The sequence below is a fragment of the Bacillus sp. FJAT-27445 genome (assembly GCF_001510665.1).
Classification (GTDB): Bacteria; Bacillota; Bacilli; order Bacillales; family Cytobacillaceae; genus Bacillus_D.
On the sequence record NZ_LMTI01000006.1, the window covers coordinates 370,353 to 392,462 of the forward strand.

The 22,110-nt window shown below is 47.3% G+C and carries 17 protein-coding genes, 1 other RNA gene and 1 riboswitch; of the genes, 15 read left to right on the forward strand and 3 right to left on the reverse strand.

Annotated elements, in window-relative coordinates; genetic code table 11:
• Positions 1 to 10: 10 nt before the first annotated feature.
• The 7 genes from AR337_RS19255 to AR337_RS19285 all read left to right on the forward strand — a co-directional run bounded on the left by AR337_RS19255 (position 11) and on the right by AR337_RS19285 (position 8,284).
• On the forward strand, positions 11 to 1,081 hold the full coding sequence (locus AR337_RS19255; protein ID WP_253701957.1) for an AbrB family transcriptional regulator: 1,071 nt from the start codon (positions 11 to 13) through the stop codon (positions 1,079 to 1,081).
• An 83-nt stretch (positions 1,082 to 1,164) separates the two neighbouring features.
• A riboswitch (cobalamin riboswitch) is annotated at positions 1,165 to 1,352 on the forward strand.
• Between the two features lie 119 nt (positions 1,353 to 1,471).
• Positions 1,472 to 3,229, forward strand: a complete 1,758-nt coding sequence (locus tag AR337_RS19260) for a DUF4430 domain-containing protein (RefSeq protein ID WP_059173648.1) — start codon at positions 1,472 to 1,474, stop codon at positions 3,227 to 3,229.
• Between the two features lie 27 nt (positions 3,230 to 3,256).
• On the forward strand, positions 3,257 to 4,126 hold the full coding sequence (locus tag AR337_RS19265) for a DUF4430 domain-containing protein (protein ID WP_059173649.1): 870 nt from the start codon (positions 3,257 to 3,259) through the stop codon (positions 4,124 to 4,126).
• Between the two features lie 50 nt (positions 4,127 to 4,176).
• Positions 4,177 to 4,989: an energy-coupling factor transporter transmembrane component T gene (locus AR337_RS19270; RefSeq protein ID WP_253701962.1), complete on the forward strand. Its 813-nt coding sequence runs from the start codon at positions 4,177 to 4,179 to the stop codon at positions 4,987 to 4,989.
• Positions 4,971 to 6,560 carry an ABC transporter ATP-binding protein gene (locus AR337_RS19275; protein ID WP_059173651.1) on the forward strand — a complete coding sequence of 530 codons (1,590 nt, stop codon included), beginning with the start codon at positions 4,971 to 4,973 and terminating at the stop codon, positions 6,558 to 6,560. The genes AR337_RS19270 and AR337_RS19275 overlap by 19 nt, the downstream gene beginning before the upstream one ends.
• A gap of 44 nt (positions 6,561 to 6,604) precedes the next feature.
• Entirely contained in the window at positions 6,605 to 7,309 is a 705-nt protein-coding gene (locus tag AR337_RS19280) for an ECF transporter S component (protein ID WP_082687069.1), read from the forward strand.
• Positions 7,310 to 7,453: 144 nt separating this feature from the next.
• Entirely contained in the window at positions 7,454 to 8,284 is an 831-nt protein-coding gene (locus AR337_RS19285) for a formate/nitrite transporter family protein (protein ID WP_059173652.1), read from the forward strand.
• A gap of 40 nt (positions 8,285 to 8,324) precedes the next feature.
• Here the strand turns inward: AR337_RS19285 and pssA are convergent, their stop codons facing one another.
• On the reverse strand, positions 8,325 to 9,059 hold the full coding sequence (gene pssA, locus AR337_RS19290; RefSeq protein WP_172797571.1) for a CDP-diacylglycerol--serine O-phosphatidyltransferase: 735 nt from the start codon (positions 9,057 to 9,059) through the stop codon (positions 8,325 to 8,327).
• Between the two features lie 159 nt (positions 9,060 to 9,218).
• On the opposite strand from pssA, the gene glsA reads away from it, so the two are divergent.
• The 4 genes from glsA (at position 9,219) to AR337_RS19310 (ending at position 15,018) form a co-directional block, all read left to right on the forward strand.
• Positions 9,219 to 10,148 carry a glutaminase A gene (gene glsA / locus AR337_RS19295; RefSeq protein ID WP_059173654.1) on the forward strand — a complete coding sequence of 310 codons (930 nt, stop codon included), beginning with the start codon at positions 9,219 to 9,221 and terminating at the stop codon, positions 10,146 to 10,148.
• 324 nt (positions 10,149 to 10,472) lie between these two features.
• On the forward strand, positions 10,473 to 12,524 hold the full coding sequence (locus tag AR337_RS19300; RefSeq protein ID WP_059173655.1) for a catalase: 2,052 nt from the start codon (positions 10,473 to 10,475) through the stop codon (positions 12,522 to 12,524).
• 287 nt (positions 12,525 to 12,811) lie between these two features.
• Positions 12,812 to 13,327 carry a phasin family protein gene (locus AR337_RS19305; RefSeq protein WP_059173656.1) on the forward strand — a complete coding sequence of 172 codons (516 nt, stop codon included), beginning with the start codon at positions 12,812 to 12,814 and terminating at the stop codon, positions 13,325 to 13,327.
• Between the two features lie 17 nt (positions 13,328 to 13,344).
• Entirely contained in the window at positions 13,345 to 15,018 is a 1,674-nt protein-coding gene (locus AR337_RS19310; RefSeq protein WP_059173657.1) for an AarF/ABC1/UbiB kinase family protein, read from the forward strand.
• A gap of 432 nt (positions 15,019 to 15,450) precedes the next feature.
• Here the strand turns inward: AR337_RS19310 and ssrS are convergent.
• Positions 15,451 to 15,646: non-coding RNA, 6S RNA (gene ssrS / locus AR337_RS19315), on the reverse strand.
• Positions 15,647 to 15,704: 58 nt separating this feature from the next.
• Positions 15,705 to 16,544, reverse strand: a complete 840-nt coding sequence (locus tag AR337_RS19320; RefSeq protein ID WP_059173658.1) for a GDSL-type esterase/lipase family protein — start codon at positions 16,542 to 16,544, stop codon at positions 15,705 to 15,707.
• 363 nt (positions 16,545 to 16,907) lie between these two features.
• Between AR337_RS19320 and AR337_RS19325 the strand changes: the two genes are divergently transcribed.
• The 4 genes from AR337_RS19325 (at position 16,908) to AR337_RS19340 (ending at position 21,956) form a co-directional block, all read left to right on the forward strand.
• Positions 16,908 to 18,065, forward strand: a complete 1,158-nt coding sequence (locus AR337_RS19325; RefSeq protein WP_059173659.1) for a hypothetical protein — start codon at positions 16,908 to 16,910, stop codon at positions 18,063 to 18,065.
• A gap of 178 nt (positions 18,066 to 18,243) precedes the next feature.
• The gene (locus AR337_RS19330) at positions 18,244 to 18,951 is read left to right on the forward strand and encodes a response regulator transcription factor (RefSeq protein WP_059173660.1); all 708 of its coding nucleotides are present in this window, start codon (positions 18,244 to 18,246) and stop codon (positions 18,949 to 18,951) included.
• Positions 18,941 to 20,374 carry a HAMP domain-containing sensor histidine kinase gene (locus AR337_RS19335; RefSeq protein WP_059173661.1) on the forward strand — a complete coding sequence of 478 codons (1,434 nt, stop codon included), beginning with the start codon at positions 18,941 to 18,943 and terminating at the stop codon, positions 20,372 to 20,374. The genes AR337_RS19330 and AR337_RS19335 overlap by 11 nt, the downstream gene beginning before the upstream one ends.
• Positions 20,375 to 20,723: 349 nt before the next feature.
• Positions 20,724 to 21,956 (forward strand): S1C family serine protease, encoded by a 1,233-nt coding sequence (locus AR337_RS19340; protein WP_059173662.1) that lies wholly within the window; start codon positions 20,724 to 20,726, stop codon positions 21,954 to 21,956.
• The last annotated feature ends 154 nt before the right edge of the window (positions 21,957 to 22,110 follow it).

Here is a 22,110-nt window from a genome sequence, read left to right on the forward strand (position 1 = left end):
AGTGAGAATAGTGGAATGGGTTCCTGGCGCCAAATCTCTTTTTATTACATTATTTTTGGCCATTATGGGAGGTTCCCTATTCAATTTTCTTGGGCTTCCGGTGCCCTGGCTGCTTGGACCGATGGCTGCTTCGCTCGCAGTCTCCGTTTCAGGGAGGGTTAAACTTACGTGGCCGGTGCAAATCAGGGATGCCGGCCTGATCATTGTCGGCTATTCAATCGGACTTTCTTTTACGAAAGGCGCACTTGGGCAAATTATCGGGCACTTTCCCACTATCATTCTCATGACCTTTTTGTTGATTGGATATTGCGCTGTCATGGCGGTGGCTGTGGCGAAGCTTTCCGGGCTTGATTATAGGACTGCGTTGCTTGGAAGCATTCCAGGCGGACTATCGCAAATGATCGCCCTTTCTGAAGAACTAAAGGGGACGGATAGTTCGGCAGTAACCATTTTCCAGGTAATGCGCCTTCTCATGATTATTTTCATTGTCCCTTTCACTGTTCTATATCCGATGTCAGGAAACACGGTGCAGCAGGCGGCCATCGTGGCTGGCTCAGAGAGTAGCCTCTTTCCGGTAATCCTGATTTTTGCGCCACTTACTGTCGCCTTTGCCATTATCGGCAAAAAAATCGGGCTGCCGACCGCTTATTTGACTGGTCCGATTATTGTTACTGCGGCTCTTACTATTGCTGAAATGAAAGGACCCGAACTTCCCGAATCTATAATGGACGCCTCACAGCTGATGATCGGGACGTATATCGGCCTTATGTTTAAGCCAGGGAGCCTTGCTAGACACCGGAAGCTGCTTTTATTTGCCGTTGGCTCCGGCCTCATGCTATTGGCTGGATCGTCAGCCCTTGCTGTCCTGCTTGAAAACCTCTACGGAATCCCATTTATCACTAGTTACCTCAGCATGGCTCCTGGCGGAATGGATCAGATGAGTATCATTGCCCATGAGTCAGGTGCGGATTTATCAATTGTAGCCGGCTACCAGCTTTTCAGGGTGTTCTTTATCTTTTTCGCGGTGCCATATATAATCAGAGGATTTTTTGCCTTGTTAGGCAGCAGTAAGGCAAATTGACTTGGATTTTAAGGCTCGCTGAATTAATCAGGAAATTTCCCTATACAAAACGCTTAATCTATTTGTATAATGGGATGGACATAAAAATATCTATCAAAACAGGTGCTGATAGTTTCAGATTGTCAGCTTAAAAGGGAAGTTTGGTGAAAAGCCAACGCGGTCCCGCCACTGTAAATGCGAGCTGCCTATACAAAGCCACTGCCCTAAAGCGGGAAGGCATAGGAAGCGATGACCATGAGCCAGGAGACCTGCCTGTTTATAAGCACCAAAAGCCTACGCGGATAGGAGGGTGTTAAGACAGGCCGTTTTTCTCATATGCCTGCTTAACGACAAACCTCCTCCTTCACAGGGGGATTTTTTTATGTAAAAAGAAGTGGGGAGAGAGATAGAATGGCAAGAAGTCAGTATGTGAAGTTAATGTTGGCGTTGATGCTCGTGTTTACCCTGTTTGCGGGTGGCTTTGGGCAGAAGGCTGCGGCGGCGGCCAGTACCGTAACTGTAAAGGTACTTGGGGAAAAAGGAGCCGTTAGTAGCGAAAAACAGGCGGAAATCGGGGAAACTGAAACAGCGTTCGATGCCCTCGTTAAGACTGTCGGCACGGATGCGGTGAATTATGAGCAGTATAGTTTTGGCAAAATGATTACAGAGATAAGCGGACTAGCTGCCAAGGATAACATCTACTGGGGATTTTACATAAACGGCATTTCAGCCATGACGGGCGCTGATTCGTATAAGCCCCAAAATGGCGATGTCCTCACTTTCCGCTATGAATCGGAACCTCCGGCTGGAAAAGTAAATCTTGTGATTGCTGGAAAAGACAATCAGCTAAAAGAATACAAGGATATTTCTTTCATTGATAAGCCCAATGCTTTTCAATTGCTTCAGACAGTTGTTGGCCCAGAAAATCTGGCCTATGTGCAATATGATTTTGGTAAAATGATTTCTTCAATCAATGGGCTTGATACGACTACCAACAGCTTCTGGAGTTTTTATGTAAATGATGAAGCGCAAATGGTCGGTGCGGAGAGTTACACGCTTGAGTCGGAAAAAACTATCGCATTTAAGTATGAGACTTTCACACCTCCTCCTGCAGAAGAGCCGGGAAAAGGCGAGCCTGGCAAGGATTTTGCGGTTTATCCGGCCGACAGCTTTTCTAAGGATTTGAATGAAACGATTGCTTATGTTTTGAAAAATAAGCAGCTTGGCGAATGGGAAGCAATTGCCCTAAAGCAAGCAGGAAAACCAATTCCCGCCGGTTACTTAGAGGGAGTTGCAAAAAGGGTAAAAGATAGAAGTGGAAAGTTCAGGACGATTACAGATTATGAGCGATACACACTTGGTATTCTGGCGGCGGGTGGAAATCCTGAAAATTTCGCCGGCTACAATCTGGTTGAAGGCATTTACAATGGCGATTTTTCCAAACAGGGCCTTAACGGGGCAGCTTATGGCCTAATTGCCCTCGACAGTGCCGACTTTACCATTCCTGCAGATGCAAAATGGACGAAAGAAAACCTTAAGGCCCACCTTATCACGAACCAAAACAGCGATGGGGGTTGGGGACTGGACAAGGAAACAGGCAGCGATCCGGATACGACTTCAATGGTACTGACTGCGTTGGCCCCATATAAAGACGAAGCAGCAGTAAAACCGGTAATTGACAAAGGGATTCAGTATTTGAAGAATCTGTTTGCATCCTCCAAGGTTGACAGCAGCCCGGCGGCAGCACAGGCGGTAATCGCCCTTTCAGCTCTCGGCCTTGATGCCAATAGCGGCATTATTACAACTGATGGCAAAACCTTGCTCGGCTATCTGGCATCGTTTAAGCATTCTGGCGGCGGTTTTGCCTGGAAAGCGGGCGATGGAGCAGATGCAATCTCAACTGGACAGGGCTTCCAGGCTTTGGTTGCCTACCAGCTTTTCAAGGATGGAAAAGGCTCCCTTTACAAATTAACGATTGATCAATCGGCAGGTCCCAATTCTGTTCCGGGGAACGAGGACCCTGGAAACAGCAAAAATGAAGAAGGAAAAGAAGAAGGGCACCGCCTCCCGGATACAGCAACGAACGTCTATAGTCTGCTTGCATTTGGGATGGTACTTGTCGCAGCAGGTGGAATCCTATTGATGACCACAAGAAGAAAACGCTTATAAGAATGAAGGTGGAGAGGAGGAATGGCAATGGGAAGGAAAATCACTCTTAGGCTGCTGCTTGTTTTTTCATTGCTAACCGCCCTTGCACTTGCAGGATGCGGAACAGACCCTGAATCCTCGGCAACGAATCAAAAGCAAGACCATTCTGGAATGGAAATAACTAAAGGCGAAAAGGCTGGCGGGGAAGCTGAACAAAACTCCCCTGCCGGCCATCCTTCCGATAAATCAAACCTCACAAACGGGAATCCGGGCGAGGAAAACAAAGATAATCAAACCGTTTCGGACGGAGCGGCTTCAGGCACTCAATCGAAATCAACTTCTGCGACAGCAGGCCCAGGTACCCAAAAAGATACCACATCCAAAACTTCTACTGCTGGATCTTCTGGACCCGGAACATCCGATAAAGCGGGCAGCGCGGTAGGTGCGGATAAAGGCAGTGCCACAACTGGAACTTCAGCAAGCAATCCGTCCAAACCTTCAGGCGGATCGAGTTCCGCCGGATCGAAAGGCGGCAGTCAAACCGAGGCAAAACCAGCCCCGAAACCAGCTCCAAAGCCTACACCGGCCGCTACTGCATCCATCTTGATAAAAGGGCCGGATGAGGCTGGAATGATACTTGGGGCAACAGCTGTTGAAATCAAGGAAGGCGATACTGTGATTGATTTGCTCCTTAGGGCTGCAGGCAAAAAGGGAATTGATGTCGATTACTCAGGGAGCGGGCCAACCGCCTATGTTGCGGGCATCGACAATTATTACGAATTTGATTTCGGGCCTAGAAGCGGCTGGATTTGCAAGATGAACGGATTAAGCCTTGAAAAAGGTGCCGGAATCGTCAAAGTGTCGAAGGGCGACAGGATCGAGTGGGTCTACAGCGAAGACTTCCTGAAGAAAGAATGAACCGTCTCCATCCGCTTACCGCATTTTGCTACTACGCCGGGGCTCTAACAATGCTGATTCTATTTCGGCATCCTCTTTTCCTGTTTACAGGGTTCGGCCTTATACTGGTAATCAATTATGTTCAAGATCGCTGCAGGGGTCTGCAGCGATGGCTTTTTTTCATTGCGTCAAGCGGTTTGCTGATCTTCTTGGTTAACCCGCTTTTTAATGAAAGGGGTCGGCATGTCCTCTTTGAATGGGGCAATCACCGGATTACACTCGAGGCAGTAACGCTTGGCGGCATGGCGGCCCTTTCAGTCATGGGCATCATTGCTTTGTTTGTATCCTACAATGAAATTATGACCCCAAACAAGCTGTTGTTCTTGTTTGCGAAAGCATTGCCGCAATTCGCCGTCCTTCTTATGCTGACACTTCGATTTATACCTCTGATGCGCATCCGGCTCGAGGAAATCTCGGCAGTCCAGTCCAGCAAGGGAGTAACCTTAGCATCGGGTACATGGAAGGGGCGTGCCAAAAACGGGCTGCTCTATGTCCAGGCTCTGCTTGTCTTTTCGCTTGAGGAAGCTATCCAGACCGCCGACTCCATGAAAGCACGCGGTTACGGAACCGGAAAGAGGTCCGCGTATCATCATTTTAAATTTAGAAACCTCGATTGGCTTTCGTTCGGGTTTCTTTTGCCAGTATTCGTCTACGCACTATTTGGCCGGTTGAATGGCTTGGGTCTGCTGGACGTTTATCCAATTATGGAGAACACTGATCTGTCAATTGCGGAAGCGGGGACCTTGGCAGCAGTCGTTTGTTTCATTGTCTTCCCGGTAATCATTGAACTGAAAGGGGCATTCCGTTGGCGTATATCGAACTGAACAATGTAACGTTTACTTACCCGGATGCCCCGGCACCGGCACTTTCGTCCATTCAACTTTCCATAAGCCGAGGCGAATTCATTGTCCTATTTGGTCCCTCGGGTTCTGGAAAAAGCACATTGCTGCGGCTCCTGAAGGAAGAAATACGCCCCCATGGAACTCTTGAAGGGACGATTGCGACCGGAGAAGCAAGTTTAGCTGAAACCGGGTTTGTTTTTCAGGATCCGGAAAACCAGATAGTTGCTGATGACCCTCTCCATGAAATGGTATTCGGCCTCGAAAACCGCGGCCTATCGACAAACGAGATGAGAAGCAGGGTTGCGGAAATTGTCAGCTATTTTGGAGCGGAACCGATCTTACATAAAAAAATGCACGAGCTTTCGGGTGGCAAAAAGCAGCAAATGAACCTTGCTTCTGTTCTCTTGATGCAGCCGGACATCCTTCTCCTTGATGAGCCAGCTTCCCAGCTAGATCCCGTCAGCACCCGCGAGCTGTTTGATATGCTGAAAAGGCTGAACGAGGAATTCGGGATGACAATCATTCTTGCGGAGCACAGGCTAGATGAAGCCATCACGCTTGCCGACAGGGTCGTTATGCTCGATTGTGGCAGGCTTGTTCATGACGGGAATCCTCGTCAAGTCATGAAAAAATTGTGGCGGACCGAAGCGGGCGAGTTCATTCCGAGCATTCCCTCACTGTTTTTGCAAAATGAAACGGAAGAGCAGATTTTACAGCTGCCCCTGTCTATAAAGGAAGGCCGCAGCATGCTGGGCCTCATAAAGCCTGTTCCGGTTGAAAATCAACTTGATTCGGAACAGGGCCGGCATGAATCCGAAGTACTGGTTTCGGCCAAAAATATCGGCTTCAGGTATGAAAAAAAGAATGGCGCTATTTTGCAGGATCTTGACTTAATGCTCGGAAAAGGTGAACTGTATGCCCTGCTCGGTGGCAACGGATCAGGAAAATCCACCTTGCTGAAACTTCTTTGCGGGGTTTTAAAGCCCGAAGCGGGGACGATTACTTTTGCAGGCAAGCCTTTGAAAAAGTGGAGATCAATGGGTGGCCTTGCTAAACTGATTGCGTATTTGCCGCAAAACCCTAAGCTGTTTTTCCTTCATGACAGTGTTGCGGGTGAAATAGAGGCTACCTGCCGCCAATGGGGTACCGATCCTTCGGAAGCGGCAAGGCTTGCAAATGAGTTTGGCCTGGACGGGCTTTTGGACCGCCATCCGTTTGACTTGAGCGGCGGAGAGCTGCAAAAGGCCGCCTTCCTTTGCCTGCTTTTGAGGAAACCTGAACTATTTCTTCTAGACGAACCTACAAAGGGACTTGATCCCGTTTCGAAAAAAAATCTCGCAGCAATTTTGCAAAAACTAAAAGATAGCGGTGCGGCCATTTTAATAGCCACCCATGACATTGAGTTTGCAGCAAAGTACGCAACACGGTGCGGCATGCTGTTTGAGGGTGAAATTACGTCAGAGGATTACCCAGGCCGTTTTTTTGAAGGGAATTTCTTTTATACAACTATGGCACGGCGGTTGTTCAGGAACATGGGCAAGGATGCGGACTAGCGAGGAAATATTTAGGGATTGGTTTGAAAGGGGGGAGGAGTAGCATGGCTCATTGGAAAAGGGTTGCTGTGATTGTATTGCCAGTAATGATGCTGGCACTCCTTCTCTTTGCAGCGGTAAGAGCGGAAAGCTTCATGTGGGCAAGTGTGGGCTTTGCGGTTTTTGCGTTCATTTACCTGCTCATCCGGTTCGAGCGCAGAAAAATTGAAGCAAGGGAACTCGTGCTCCTCGCCGTTCTAGCGTCAATTGCCGCAGTAGGCAGAATCCCCTTTGCAAGCATCCCCGGTGTTCAGCCAACTACCTTAGTTATCATGATGTCCGGCCTTGTATTTGGCGCGGAAAGCGGCTTTCTGATTGGCGCGGTCGCGGCTCTTGCCTCGAATATGATTCTTGGCCAGGGGCCGTGGACGCCGTGGCAGATGGCCGCCTGGGGCTTGGTGGGCTTAACGGCCGGGATGTTAAGGAAGACCCGCTTCATGCAAAAAAACTGGGGAAGACTCGCATTCGGTTTTGTATGGGGTTTTTTATTTGGGTGGATTATGAACTTTTGGGGGGTTCTTGCGTTTTCCCAGACGGGCGGCGAAGTCACCTTGTCCTCCCTGGCAGCCTATTTCGCAGCCAGCTCGCTGTTCGATTTTATGCATGCGGCTTCAAATGTGTTTTTTCTATTGATGTTCGGTGAAATTTGGCTGAAAAGCCTTGGCAGGTTCAAGCGGAAATATGGGTTGCTGGAGCAGAAGGGTAAGTGAATTTCTCCGTAAAGGAGATGGGCGGACTGCTCGTCACTAAATTTGAAAATTGTTCACATCGCTTTACTAGATTTATAGTGTACAATGGGGGAAAGTAGATTTGTGAATTTCATCACATACAAACATCTGAAGGGATGCGGTCCCATGTCTTCCTCCTATTTAAAACCAGAAGAAATTATGGAAATGACCATTGAAAACGGAATTAAAAAAACAGGTTTTTCCGCAAAAACCTCTATTATACTTGGATTCCAGGCCGGCGCGTTCATCGCGCTTGGCTATTTATTGTCGATAAGGATCACAGCACCGCTCACCGGCGACATTGAGGGCCTTGGAACAATCCTCGGAGCATCCGTCTTTCCAATTGGTCTTATTCTAACCCTCATTGCCGGCGGAGAGCTCCTCACCGGGAATATGATGGCTGTCCCGCTAGCCGGGCTAGCAGGCAGGATTTCCATCAGGGCCATCCTCCAAAATTGGGCTATCATTACACTATCAAACTTCCTCGGCGCTATCTTTGTGGCTTATGCATTCGGACATATCGCGGGGCTCACCTCATCGGGAATATTCCTCGAAAAAACTGTCAGCATTGCCGGGCACAAGCTTGAGGCGACATTCCTTCAGGGATTTGTATCAGGAATCGGCTGCAATTGGCTTGTAGCCGCTGCGGTTTGGCTTTCCTACGGTGCAAAAGACATAATTGGAAAAATTGCGGGTATTTGGTTCCCGACAATGGCGTTTGTGGCCATTGGCTTCCAGCACGTTGTAGCCAATATGTTTGTCATTCCAGCCGCAATTTTCGAGGGCCATTATACCTGGAGCCAGTACATCGCCAATTTTGTTCCAGTCTTTTTAGGAAATGCTACTGGCGGGGCCGTTTTCATTGCCATGGCATACTGGTTAGCCTACAGGAGAAAGGGACATACGCCGAAAGCCACGGCAAACTCCTCGGTCATCCTGCTTAAAAGAAAAGGGTAAATAAAAATGGCCGCCAGCTTATGCTGGCGGCTTTTCACTTTTATTTTTTCAATTTTATCCTTACTTTTCGAGGTCGCCTTTTTCTTCTTGGGAATTTGATTTCCTTTTCCTTGATAAAACGGACGATGATAAATGCCATATAGGTGGCGAGTGCGATCCAGAAGAAGATTGGGACGCTTTCCATGTTTGCTTTTACGACTCGGTACGTCATATAGAAAATAAAAACAGTGATGATGACTCCGTACCTTGGGAGAGGGATTTTTTTAAAGCTTGGAATTTTGATCTTGCTTGCCATCAGATAACATAAAAGCAAATAAATGACCAAAAACAAAGGGACGGGAATACTTATGTGAAATAAAACTAAAAATGCAACCAATCCGCCCGCAAATGTAATTGGAATCCCCTGGAAATGATTCGATGAAACATCCGGCTGGGTAAGATTGAACCGTGCAAGCCTGTATGCGCCGAATAAAGGAAAGATCCCTGCAAGCACCACTCCTGTCATCCCCAAACCAGCAAAGTACGTATGGACCGACAAATAAGCTGGGACCACGCCAAAAGAAACAATGTCTGCCAGTGAATCCAGTTCCTTTCCGAATTCATTGGACACACCAAGAATCCTAGCCACCCTTCCATCCAGCGCATCCAGCATCATCGCAATGAAAACCAGGATTGTTGCATTTTTGATATCCCCATTCATCATATAGCCAATCGATAAAAATCCGCAAAACAAGTTCCCGAATGTCAAAGCATTCGGATAATATCTTTTCGGCATCATTGTCACCCTTTAATTGAAGAATACTTCTATTTTAACATTTTGTTCATAATTTGCCTCAACATTAATGATTTTCCCAAATATCGCCCACTCTAAGCCTGGCTATTTCCATAAGAGTGGTTTGGTAATGTTCAGTTCATACTAATACGGGTGATGAAGATGTTGTGTGAGTCAAACGATGAGTTGAATGAGCTGGTGGAGGAGGCGCGTCCTTTTACGAAACAGGGAAAGGTTGCGGATTATATTCCTGCGCTTGGGAAAGCAAATATGGCGGATTTGTCGATAGCAATCCACTATCCGAATGGTGATTGTGTTTCAGCGGGTGAGGTTGAACGGAAGTTTACGCTGCAGAGTATTACGAAGGTGATCAGCTTGGCAATGGTGTTGATGGACCGTGGCTATGATTATGTATTTGAACGGGTCGGGATGGAGCCGACGGGTGATCCGTTTAATTCGATTGCCAAATTGGAGACAATGGGCGTGGCAAAGCCATTGAATCCGATGATCAATGCGGGTGCACTCGTAGTGACCCATATGATAAAAGGCAGCTCGGTTGAGGAGAGGCTACAGCGGCTGTTGGCCTTCATTCAGGAGCTGGCGGACAATCAAAAGGTGGGGTTTAATGAAGAAGTATCTCGGTCCGAGTTTGAAACCGCCCATTTAAACCGTGCCTTGTGTTACTTTTTGAAGCAGCATGGTGTGATTAAGGAGGATGTCGACCCGCTAATCGATTTGTATTCGAAGCAGTGCGCGATTGAGATGGATTGCCGGGATTTAGCCGATATTGGCCTTATGTTTGCCATGAACGGCGTGCATCCGTTGACGGGTAAACGTGTCATGCCTGATGATGTCGCCAGGATTTGCAAAACGTTCATGGTGACGTGCGGCATGTACAATGCATCCGGTGAGTTTGCCATAAAAATTGGCATTCCGGCAAAAAGCGGAGTTTCAGGCGGAATTATGGGGTCGGTGCCAGGCAAAGTTGGCATCGGCATTTTCGGGCCGGCACTCGACGAAAAGGGAAACAGCATCGGAGGCATCAAGCTCCTGGAACTGTTGGCGAAAAACTATTCGTTGAGTATGTTTTAAAAATGCGAACAGTGCCTGGCACGCCCCGAATTTTCTTGATACACAGATTGTTTCACAGAGGAATTGGCAATCGCTTTACATGGGCTTTTGGAGTCCTGCTTCGTGCACATCATATACTATTCATAATAATGCTCCATCCTTTAACCGTTTGGTGAAAGCTGCCAGGCGGTTTTTTTGGGGGGAAATTGAACAGTCCTTTATTAAAAGAGAGTGGTTTCCATAATCTCGATTAGCTGGTGCAGGCTATTAAATTTAAACGTTTTTTTTGCCAAAGGTGGGGTAGAAGGGGAGTGAGGTACCAACTTAATGTGAGGAGGATGATGAATGGTAAAAGAGAACCGTGATCCTGAAGTGAATAAAAAACAGGAACAGCTGGAGCAGTTCAAGGTTGATGATAGTGGGAAGAAGCTGACAACCAATCAAGGTGTGAAGGTGTCGGAGGATGAATTTTCCCTGAAAGCCGGCGTGCGCGGGCCGACGTTGATGGAAGATTTTCATTTTCGGGAAAAGATGACGCATTTTGACCATGAGCGGATTCCTGAAAGGGTTGTGCATGCCCGCGGGTTTGCGGCTCATGGTGAGTTTCAGGTTTACCAGTCGATGAAGGAGTACACGATGGCGAAGTTCTTGCAAGACCCATCGAAGACGACGCCTGTATTTGTCCGCTTCTCAACAGTTCAGGGTTCGAAGGGCTCGGCGGAGACAGTCCGCGATGCGCGTGGATTTGCGACGAAGTTTTATACAGAGGAAGGGAACTATGACCTGGTCGGGAATAACATCCCGGTATTCTTCATCCAGGATGCGATCAAGTTTCCAGACCTTGTCCATTCATTCAAGCCGGAGCCGCATAACGAAATGCCACAGGGTGCGACTGCCCATGATACGTTTTATGATTTTGTAGCAAACAACCAGGAAACGGCACATATGGTCCTTTGGGCTAAATCAGATCGAGCCATTCCAAGGAGTTTCCGAATGATGGAGGGCTTTGGAGTACATACGTTTCGGTTCGTGAACGAGCAGGGCAGGTCCCATTTTGTAAAATTCCACTGGAAACCAGTGCTTGGCGTCCATTCGCTTGTGTGGGACGAGGCCCAGAAGATTGCCGGCAAGGACCCGGACTTCCATCGCCGCGATTTATACGAATCGATAGAAGGTGGCAATTTTCCGGAGTATGAGCTCGGCGTCCAACTGATTCCAGAGGAAGAAGAGTTCCGGTTTGATTTTGATATTCTCGATCCAACGAAATTGTGGCCTGAGGAGGAGGTTCCGGTCAAGATTATCGGAAAGATGACCTTGAACCGGAATGTAGACAACGTGTTTGCAGAGACTGAGCAGGTCGCGTTCCATCCTGGACATGTTGTGCCTGGGATTGATTTCACGAATGATCCGCTGCTGCAGGGCCGTTTGTTCTCATATACGGATACGCAGCTATTGCGCCTTGGCGGGCCGAATTTCCATAAGCTGCCAATCAACCGGCCTGTCTGCCCGTTCCACAATAACCAGCGAGATGGCTTTGGCCGCCAGACGATCAACCGGGGCCAGGTGAGTTACCATCAAAATTCCCTTGCGCAAAATACGCCTGCCCCAGCGGCTGCTGATGAAGGCGGTTATGTGCATTATCAGGAGAAGGTGGATGGGCATAAAATCCGTGCTCGCAGTGACAGCTTCAGGGACCATTTCTCCCAGGCATCGATGTTCTGGAACAGCATGAGCCCGCCTGAGAAGCAGCACATCATTGACGCGTTGACTTTTGAGCTCGGCAAGGTGAAATCACCGGATGTACGCCAGCAGGTTGTTGATATGTTCGCCAATGTCAGCATGGAATTGGTGACCCCGGTGGCCGAAGGGATTGGGGCCAAGGTTCCGGAGCCGAGGGAGCCTGCATCGCTGAAGGCTTCCCCAGCGCTCAGCATGGCGAACACAGTGAAAACAGCGAAGACACGAAAGGTTGGCGTGCTCGTGGCAGACGGGTTCAGCGGCAATGAAGTTAAAACAATTCTGGATGCTCTAAAGAAAGAAGGAGCAGTCCCGGAATTCATTAGCGAAACGCTAGGATCCGTACGGGGAACTGACAATTTCGATCTGCCAGTCCACCACTCGTTCCTGACTGCTGATTCGGTTCTTTTTGATGCAATCTATGTTGTCGGAGGGGCAGAGAACACCCCGAAATTCAAGAAGACTGCCCTCTATTTCCTCCAGGAAGCATTCGAGCATTACAAACCGATTGGTGCAACTCACGCTGGGGCCGAGATAGCGCAACAAGCCGGTATCATCGGTGCGCCGGGTGTTGTAGTTGGCGGCGAGCCGGCCGAATTTGCTGGACAATTTGTCCAGGCCATTGCCACCCACCGCCATTGGGACAGGCAGGTGCAGTAATCTCTCAAGGCTCTTAGCGTAAAATTATAGTGTCATATTCATTCAGAATCCGCTCGGCACTAAATGCCGGCGGATTTCTTGTTTCAACTGGTCTTTGCACTGGTGTTCTTTTTTGGGTTGCTGGGAATCCCAAAAGGCTAACCTTCTATGGGAGGGCCTTTTGATTGCCATGTTGCCGGGAATGTCACCATTTTAAAAAAACGTCAATTTCCTGTAGCTGAATGGGTAAAAATTCTTCTTTTAGGGTAATAGGAAATCACATAGTAATGAGGAGGCTGAGAGTAAATATGAACGATTTATTCAGCAGAGGCATTTTGCTGGGCTTGGGCGCGGCAATCGCAGGGAAGGAAAAGCTTGAGGATACGATTATGAAAATGGTCGAACAAGGGACTATGACCAAAAACGAAGCCGATTCGCTTTTCAATGAATTTGTCAGAAAAGGGGCGCAAAAGAGCGAAAGCTGGAATCAGGACATCCGTACTTCTATTACAAGCCAGCTGAAAGAGCTAGGCTTTGTAACAAAGGATGAGGTGGATACCCTCCAGGCCCAAATAGTCCTTTTACAAAAGGAGCTTGCCGGACTTCGCAGCAAGGATAACGAGTCCGAAAAAAAGCTTGATAGAGGGAGCGGGCTGAGTTCCTCAGGATCAGGAATTGGCGATACTCTTCCTGGCAGCGGTATTCAAGGTGTTCCGGAGGGCGTGGATTTGACAGGCGCTGAGGAGCAAACTGGATTTAGTGGAAATTTGACTGATACATCCAGCCAAAAAACTCCTCCTGGTACAGACCGTACTCATGACTGACAGTTGGTGATGGAATGTTGACAGATAAGCTGCGTCGTTTAAACAGATACAAAGAGATATTATCCCTGCTGGGGAAATACGGTTTCGGTTACCTAATTGAAGAGGTCGGCCTTAGCCAGCTTCTGTCATTAAGGGAACGCATCAAGGCTGATTTTGAAAAGGAAAACACCCAGGAGCTGGGCGTCCGGCTCCGGGGGCTCTTGGAAGAGCTAGGTCCAACATTCATAAAGCTGGGGCAGCTTTTGAGCATAAGGAGCGACCTTCTGCCAGACGACATTATAAAAGAGCTCGAGACGCTCCAGGACAATGTTCCGTCCGTGCCGATTAATGAAATAAAAGAAAAGCTCACACGGGAACTTGGCAAACCGCCTGAGGAAATTTTCTATTCTTTTAATGAGGATTATGTTGCCGCCGCCTCAATCGGACAGGTTCATGAAGCTGTTTTGTGGACAGGGGAAAAAGTCATGGTCAAGGTCCAGCGGCCCGGAATAAGGAAAAACGTTCATACCGATCTTGAAATCCTCATGGACCTATCAAGGCTGCTTGAACAGAACTATGAATGGGCGGAGCAATACAAAGCAGCCGAAATCACGGAAGAACTTAGCAATTCAATCAGAAAAGAGCTTGATTATATCGAGGAGGCACGCAATACGGAAACGATTGCGCTCCAATTTGAGAAAAATGAAAAAATTAAGATTCCGGAAATATTCTGGGATTATACGACTTCCCACATCCTGACGATGGAAAAGATAAACGGGATTAAAATAACCGATGTAAACATAAAGGTGAGCGATGAGGAGAAGCGGCATGAACTGGCAGACTTGCTTGTCCAGGCGTTTGTCACACAAATTCTGCGGGAAGGATTTTTCCACGGCGATCCGCATCCGGGAAACATGCTTTATATCGAGAAAACAGGTCAGCTCGCTTTCATTGACTTCGGCCAGGTTGGCAGGCTTTCCGGCCGAATGAGATATGACACGGCATCAATGATGATCGGGCTGATGCGCGAGGATACAGATATGATTGTCAAGGCGCTGTATCGGTTGTCCGATGTTCCTTCCGATGTGGATGAAAAGGAATTTTACGATGATGTCGACCGAATCAGTAAAACAGTTAGCCGTGTTCCGCTCGGGGAAATGGACCTCGGGATGACGGTAAAGGATTTGCTGGCAACCGCCCAGGCTCATCAGATTATCGTACCAACCGAGTTGACAATGCTCGGGAAGACGTTGATCACCGTTGAAGGGATTATCTCGGGAATTGACCCGAAATTGAACTTGATCCAGTTAGCCAGGCCGTACGCAGAGGAATTGGTCATAGAGCGGTATAACCCAATTAATATAGGAAAACGTCTTTTTAAGGACGTGGAGGATATATCGGAAACAATTACGAAGCTGCCAGGCCGGGTCGATGAAGTCCTCGAACAGGCTGCGGATGGCGAACTAAAACTGAAAATCAGCCTATCGCAAATTGATTCCATTTTCAACAAGATCGACCGGATTTCCAACAAGGTTTCCTTCAGCCTGACATTGTTGGCCTTCAGCATTGTCGTTCTTGGACTTATTATTGGCGCGACTTTTGGGACGGATACATTCCTTACAAGCATCCATGCGTTAGAAATTGGTTTCACGGTCGCATTCCTAATGTTCCTATGGATTATTTATTCAATTCTACGATCAGGCAGATTTTAATCTTCCTATGAAGACTCCGGTTTATACATCCACCGGGTCTTTTTTACAATCGAACATTGTGGATAACTCCGAAAAAGGTTATATTAATCCAGCTACAGCGCCTAGCCCCTCGAGGTCATAAGCCGGTTCCCTCCGGAGGGCAGGCCCGTCCTCGGAAATCCTCAATTATGCTGCCGCATAATTTCGTGCGATGTAAGTTCGCTGAAGCCTTCCTTTGTGCTCGCATTTCCTTCGTGCGTGGGCGAATTCAGGGATGCCCTTCAGTGTCCTGCGGGCCCCGTCTTATGCTGGTCGGGGCTGACCACTAAGGAAAGCTCCCTAGAATAATCATCGCAGGGACAAGCGGTTTGTGCTTGTCACGAAGGCGCTTGCGCCTTTTGTTTTTAACACCAAAAAACCGGCTCCACTGGGAACCGGCCAAAATGTTATAAAGGAAAAGCCGCATTTGCCGTAGGTAATATAAGAAAGTTTTAAACCACCACTCCTCAAAGTGGGTGTTCTCAGAAGCGTTCCTGCTTGTCCTCCTTGCCGTGTAGGCGAAGGCATGTCATTCCGGCTTCGATCAAAAACTCCCTATTACAGCTTAAAGGTTAAAACTTTATTATGAGTACGAACAACGCAGCTTTGATAATAGTATCATACAATGTTTGGATAAAATATTCAATGTAAATATAAGCCAATTGAATTTAGACAGCCGCTTTTTTTAAGCTTGTCCTAAATTGTTCAATTATTTGCGAAGCAATCGCCTTGTAACCGAGTGAATTCGGATGGACCCCGTCTGGCGCGAGATTTTGTAGGTTCTGGCCATTGATAACCTTCGACGTTTCAATTACCAGGGCGGCCGGAATATTTTTGGCTGTCCTGTAAATATTGACGTTCCATTTAGGCAGAAGCTTATCAGCAATCCCATAATAGGCTGTGTCAGGATTAAGAGGATTGTATAATTCCAAGAACACAATCGTTGCGGCAGGATTGATTTCCGTTATCCTGGCGGAAATATCGGCCAGGTTTTGCGTAAAGGTTTGCTGGAGGGAATCGAATGCCTTGAAGGCGGATTGGAAGTCTTGTTCCTTTGCTGCCCTCAACACATCATTCCCGCCGATATTAACCGTAATGATATCGGCTTTTTTTATTTCTTCATCAAACTTCCTCGCGTCCATTAACTGCTTCAACTCACTGCTCGTCATGCCGCTGATTCCTTCATTCTGAAAATTAACTTCTTTATTCGTAAGCTTGCCTAGCTCTTTTGAAAATTCGCAGACAAAGTTCTGATTCTTGCTGGCGCCAACACCGCGAATGATGGAATCTCCAAGGGCAAGGTGATACAGAGAATTCTTTGGAACGCCTGAATAATAATCTATATACGTCGGGGAGATCTCCTGGCTCGATGCTTCCAGGGACTGTTTTTTCATTTGGCTGATTTGGTACTGAGGATAGTAGAGCCAACCGGCAATACTTCCTGTAATGATGACGGCAGCTAAGAGGATGTACTTGATTATCGTAGATGCTCCCCTTCCATTTTTCACTTGTCCATGTTCAGGTTTAGCCCAATAAGAAATATTGCCTTGATTATACCAAAATATGTATGAGAAATAATTAGGGAATCACTGGTAAAGAGAGGGAGTGAAGTCCTTAATACTTTGAGTCAAAAAAGCCACGTATTCCTTAAAATTCAGTCAAGGGGAATCCTGCCATAACCCTTGTTTTTCCATTTCCATCGATCAATTCAACTGCAAGTTTACCGGCTCATTGGAAAAGATTTGCTGTATTTTGTGAAAAAAGTAGCAATTTTTGTCGAAAGGAAGCCCCCTTATTTGCTAAGATAGATAAATTGTATCTAGAATTCAGCGGGATTCTATGCCACAATAACAGTGTAAGGAGGGGGAATTTTGAATAAAAAGATAGTTGCAATCCTCGTTTCCGTGCTTGTTTTTGCAATAACGGCCGGCGGTTACGCGGTTTATGGAGCAAATAAAGATAAAAAAGTTGAAGAATCGGTGAAAGAGGCAAAGGCTTCAGCGAATGAATTATATAAGGCAATGAAAAAGAACATCAGCGCTGGCGAGGAAACTGGCGATTTTAAAAAAATTGATGGTGACAAATTATTGAACGTTGAGGCAAAGGCAGCGATTGCCAAGGCCGATCTCGAGCAGGCGTCCGGGGAAGCTAAAAAGAAACTCGGGAATGTCCTGAAAGAAACAGTTGAGCCGAAAATCAAGGAAGTACATGAGTACAATAAGGGCGCTTCCATTGCAGAATCACTTTATGGACGTATCTATGAAGCTGAAAAGCTTGCAGCGGAAAACCCGCTCGCACCCGAACTTCTCGCTGGATTGCCACAGCTGAAGGAAGACGCCATGGAGGAGAATGATAAGTTCAAAAGCTTGAAGCCTCCATATAACAAACTGTTCGCAGACAGGTTCATCCAGAAAATTGAAAAGCTTGAAGGCATTATCAACATGTTTACGAGTGCCGAACAAACCGTGCAAACGGTAATTGATTTATCGGCTGATGAAAAAACAGCCAAGGATGTCTTTGAAAAGAAAGTCGATGAAGCAAAGAAAATGATTGAAGAGCTTGAGAACGAAACAGCCAAAGAGGAACTGTCCGAACAGCTTGAGCAGGCGATAGCCGCATTCTATTCAGCGCAGGCGGAACGGGATGAGAGAGCCAGGGAGAAAGAGGCGGAAGAAGCAAAAACCTTTACCACAGGCGATGGAACAGTTTATGAGCTAGGTGAAGGGCCGGATTTTGAACCGATGGCGACTGTTGCCGCACAGCACGGAGCAAGGCTTTACTACATACCTCATTCCGATGTAGGAATCATTGTCAAAAACAAAGCCACCATCCTATCAATGAGCACGGGATCAATTAGCACTACCATAAGCCAAGCAAGGCTCCTGGCCGATTTGCTTGCCGCTAAAGGCTATAAGGTTTCGTATGAAACGATTAAAAACGTTATTGATAAGGGAACCCCTTTTGAAGATGAAAAGGAGTTCATAAGGATTAGCAAGCAGGGAAATGACTTAAACGTTAATATGTGGTAGTTTGAAGAAGCATTTCGGCCTTTAAAGCCGGGATGCTTTTGTTTTACCGCCAACCACTTTATGAACAAATTATTTCCAAACAGTTAATATTTCTGTAAAAAAGTATAAACGAGTTGATTCTAGCCGTGATTAGATTTAATTTTGTACTAACGGATTGGCGTATTTGGAGGTGCCTGTGATGAGGATTCTTGTAATAGAGGATAATGAAAGTGTTTGTGAAATGATTGGGATGTTTTTTTTAAAAGAAGGCATTGAGGGAGAATTTGTCCACAATGGGCTTGAAGGGTATAGCCGCTACAAAGAGGGGAAGTGGGATTTGCTAATTGTCGATTGGATGCTGCCTGGGATGGATGGCGTTACTCTGTGCCGGAAAATCCGCCAGGACAAAAGCGAAATCCCTATCATTATGCTAACAGCGAAGGACAGTGAATCAGACCAGGTGCTGGGACTTGAAATGGGTGCTGACGACTATGTCACAAAACCGTTCAGTCCACTTGCCCTTATGGCAAGAATTAAAGCGGTCGCCCGCAGATACCAAAAGGCGGGGGACAACGCCGGCGAACCAAGGCACATCATCGCCACGAAGCATTTCCGGATCAACAAGGAAACAAGGGAAGTGCTTCTTGATGAGAGCGCGATTACCAACCTGACCCCAAAAGAATTTGATCTACTCTCCTATCTTGCATCAAATCCGAAGCAGGTTTTTACGAGGGAACAGCTGCTGGAGAGGGTATGGGGCTATCAGTTTTATGGTGATGAACGAACCGTGGATGTCCACATAAAGCGGCTGAGGAAAAAGGTCGGAACAGCAGCACAGCCATTTTTTCATACTGTTTGGGGCGTCGGCTACAAGTTTGATGAGTCGGTAGAGGCCCATGAAGGTTAAATATTTTTACCAACAGCTGTTTAGCCATATAGGGGTCCTGATCGTTGCGTTCCTGGTCCTTAGCCTGCTGTTCACCTATTACGTCGAAAACCTTGTCTATCAAAGCAAGACTGACGAGCTGGTGGAATACGGGCAAAATATATTAACAGACCTTGAATGGAGCGGCGTAAACCCCAGAGAAGCAGACTCTGTAATCAACCAGTACGCCAGGGTGCTGTTTGGCCGGGATATCCAGTTCAGTGTCTTCCGAGTGGATGGAACGACGGTCACCCTGCTGAACCCGATTGCCTGGCGGGGCCCGGCAATCGAACTGACCCGAAATGATTGGAACAAGCTGCGGGCGGGCGAGCCGGTTGTCATTAAATCCGATTTGAAGCGCTACAACCAGAATGTTTCAATTGTCACCATTCCGTATAATGCGGGCGGGCAATTTGTTGGAGGGGTCCTTTTGATTTCCCCGGTAAAAGGGCCAAGGGCAATGATTAGCGGCATTAACGAATACTTGCTCTATACCGTCCTAATTTCCCTTGGAGTTTCGTTCCTGCTAAGCTGGGCCCTCTCAAGAATCCATGTGATTCGGATAAAACGGATACAGAAGGCTGCCTCGGCTGTTGCAGCGGGAGACTATACGGTCCATGTGCATTCATCGAATTTTGACGAAATCGGCGAGCTGTCAAGCGTCTTCAACCAAATGGTCGATAAAATCAACCAGTCGATGGAGGAAATCGAAAGCCTGGAAAACAGGCGGAGGCAGTTCATGGCGGACGTATCACATGAAATGCGTACCCCGCTTACGACAATCAGCGGCATTATCGAGGGCCTTAGAAACGACATGATACCAGAAGCCGAGAAGGAAAAGGGAATCGACCTTGTCAGCAAGGAGTCGAAGCGCCTAATCAGGCTTGTGAACGAAAACCTTGATTACGAAAAAATCCGTTCCAACCAGGTAATCCTTTCAAAAGAGGATATCCAGATGTCAGAGGTATTTGAAATCATCAAGGAGCAGTTGGACTTGCAGGCGGAAAAGAGCGGGAATAGGCTAGCCGTCCACGTTGATGCGGACACGATGATCTGGGCTGATTATGACCGTCTTTTGCAAATCCTGATCAATATAACGAAAAACAGCATCCAATTTACACAGGATGGATTGATCACGCTGACTGGCTATATGCAAAATAGCATGACCGTCATCGAGATTGCGGATACTGGCGTTGGCATTGATCCGGAGGAAGTGGAGAAGATTTGGCGGCGCTTTTATAAGGCGGAGCTTTCCCGGACGAGCAACCCATATGGTGCGTTCGGCCTCGGGCTTTCAATTGTAAAACAACTCGTCCAGCTTCATGACGGTGAAATCAGCGTGGCCAGTGAAAAAGGAAAAGGGACGAAATTCACAATCAAAATCCCATATTCGATGAAAGAGTAAAGCCGAGGGAGCTTCCCGCGGCTTTTTTTGATGGAAAGGGAAAGCTGATTTCATTTGCGTTAAGATAACCGGCTGGGCCTCGTTAATGGTAAAGGATCCTTGTTACTAAAGGCGGTCCGAATCGTGATCGTATTCGGACACAATGCAGCGCATTTTCCACGTAGGCTGTCAGGAATATTAGGTTTTTCCACATCGGAATGTATTGCTCCTTTGCAAAACCCTTCAAAATGTGAAAATCCCTTGTTTTTCCGCTATTTTTAAAAGCCTCGCCTCAGTTTGTTAATAATTTGTTCATATTTTCCGGATAAGATAGTAATAGATAAAAGGAATATACTAGGAGGTAATCGCGATGAGTGATTTTTACCAGGACTATCCGCAAATCCAGCCGCAGCCGGAACCGGAGAAAAAGCCGGCCAAATCCGGAAAATTGAAAAGCTTCCTATCTACTATCAGCGCGGGGGTCATCGGTTCAGCTCTCACCCTCGCAACAGTCAATTATACAGATATCGGTTCAAACCTGGGGCTTGATAACCAAGGTGCGGCACAGACGGAAAGCTCCGGTAGCCCCACCAATCTCGTTCCCGCTTCAACTGCCTCACGTTCTGAAACAGGATCAATCGCCGATATGGTTGAAAAGTCATCCAAGGCGATTGTCGGCATCGTCAATCTCCAGCCGCAAAATAATCCGTTCAATGATAAACAGGGCATCGTGGAACGCGGCTCTGGATCCGGCGTCCTTTTTAAAAAGGATGGGAACACCGCCTATATTGTTACAAATAATCACGTAATAGAGGGCGCTGAAAAATTGGAAGTTTCGTTCTATGACGGCCAGAAGGCTACAGCCCAGGTTGTTGGGGCTGATGCCCTGACAGACCTCGCCGTTATTAAAGTGGATGCCAAGTATGTAACACAAACCCTTGAATTCGCCGACTCTTCAAGCCTGCGCCCGGGGGATGAAGTGTTTGCCATCGGGAACCCGCTCGGACAGGATCTCTCGCGGACCGTCACACGGGGGATTGTCAGCGCGATTAACCGCAGCATCGATGTGAAAACATCGGCCGGCGAATGGAAGCTTGATGTAATCCAGACAGACGCGGCTATCAACCCGGGTAATTCAGGCGGGGCCTTGATTAATACAGAGGGGCAGCTTGTCGGCATTAATTCTTTGAAAATCTCTGAAAGCGGAGTGGAAGGGCTTGGATTCGCAATCCCAAGCAATAATGTTGTTCCTATCGTCAACGAAATGATTAAAACCGGCAAAGTCGAACGGCCATATCTTGGCGTTAGCCTGGCCGATTTTGAGGAAATCCACCCGGCCTTCCTGCAGGATCTTCCTAAAGGGGTCGATTCGGGTACAATGGTTACCCTCGTCCAGCCAGGATCCGGCGCCGATAAAGCCGGCGTACAAAAGCAAGATGTTATCGTCTCCATCGATGGAAAAAAAGTCGAGAATTCATCCGACTTAAGGCGTTATCTGTACTCGGGCGCCAAAGCCGGCGACAAAGTGAAGCTGAAAATTTACCGCGATGGGAAAGAACGCACCATCGAAGTGACTCTGTCAGGAAACAATGTAACAAGCTAATCGGAAAAGGGAACGGGTTTATTCGCTAATGGGTTCCGTTCCCTAATGCAAAATTCGAATTTACAGCTAAAAAGGTATTTCAAAAAGCACCGTATTTTGATGTGACCCCCAAAAGTTAGATTTCACTCTAACTTTTGGGGTGCAGTACAATTTC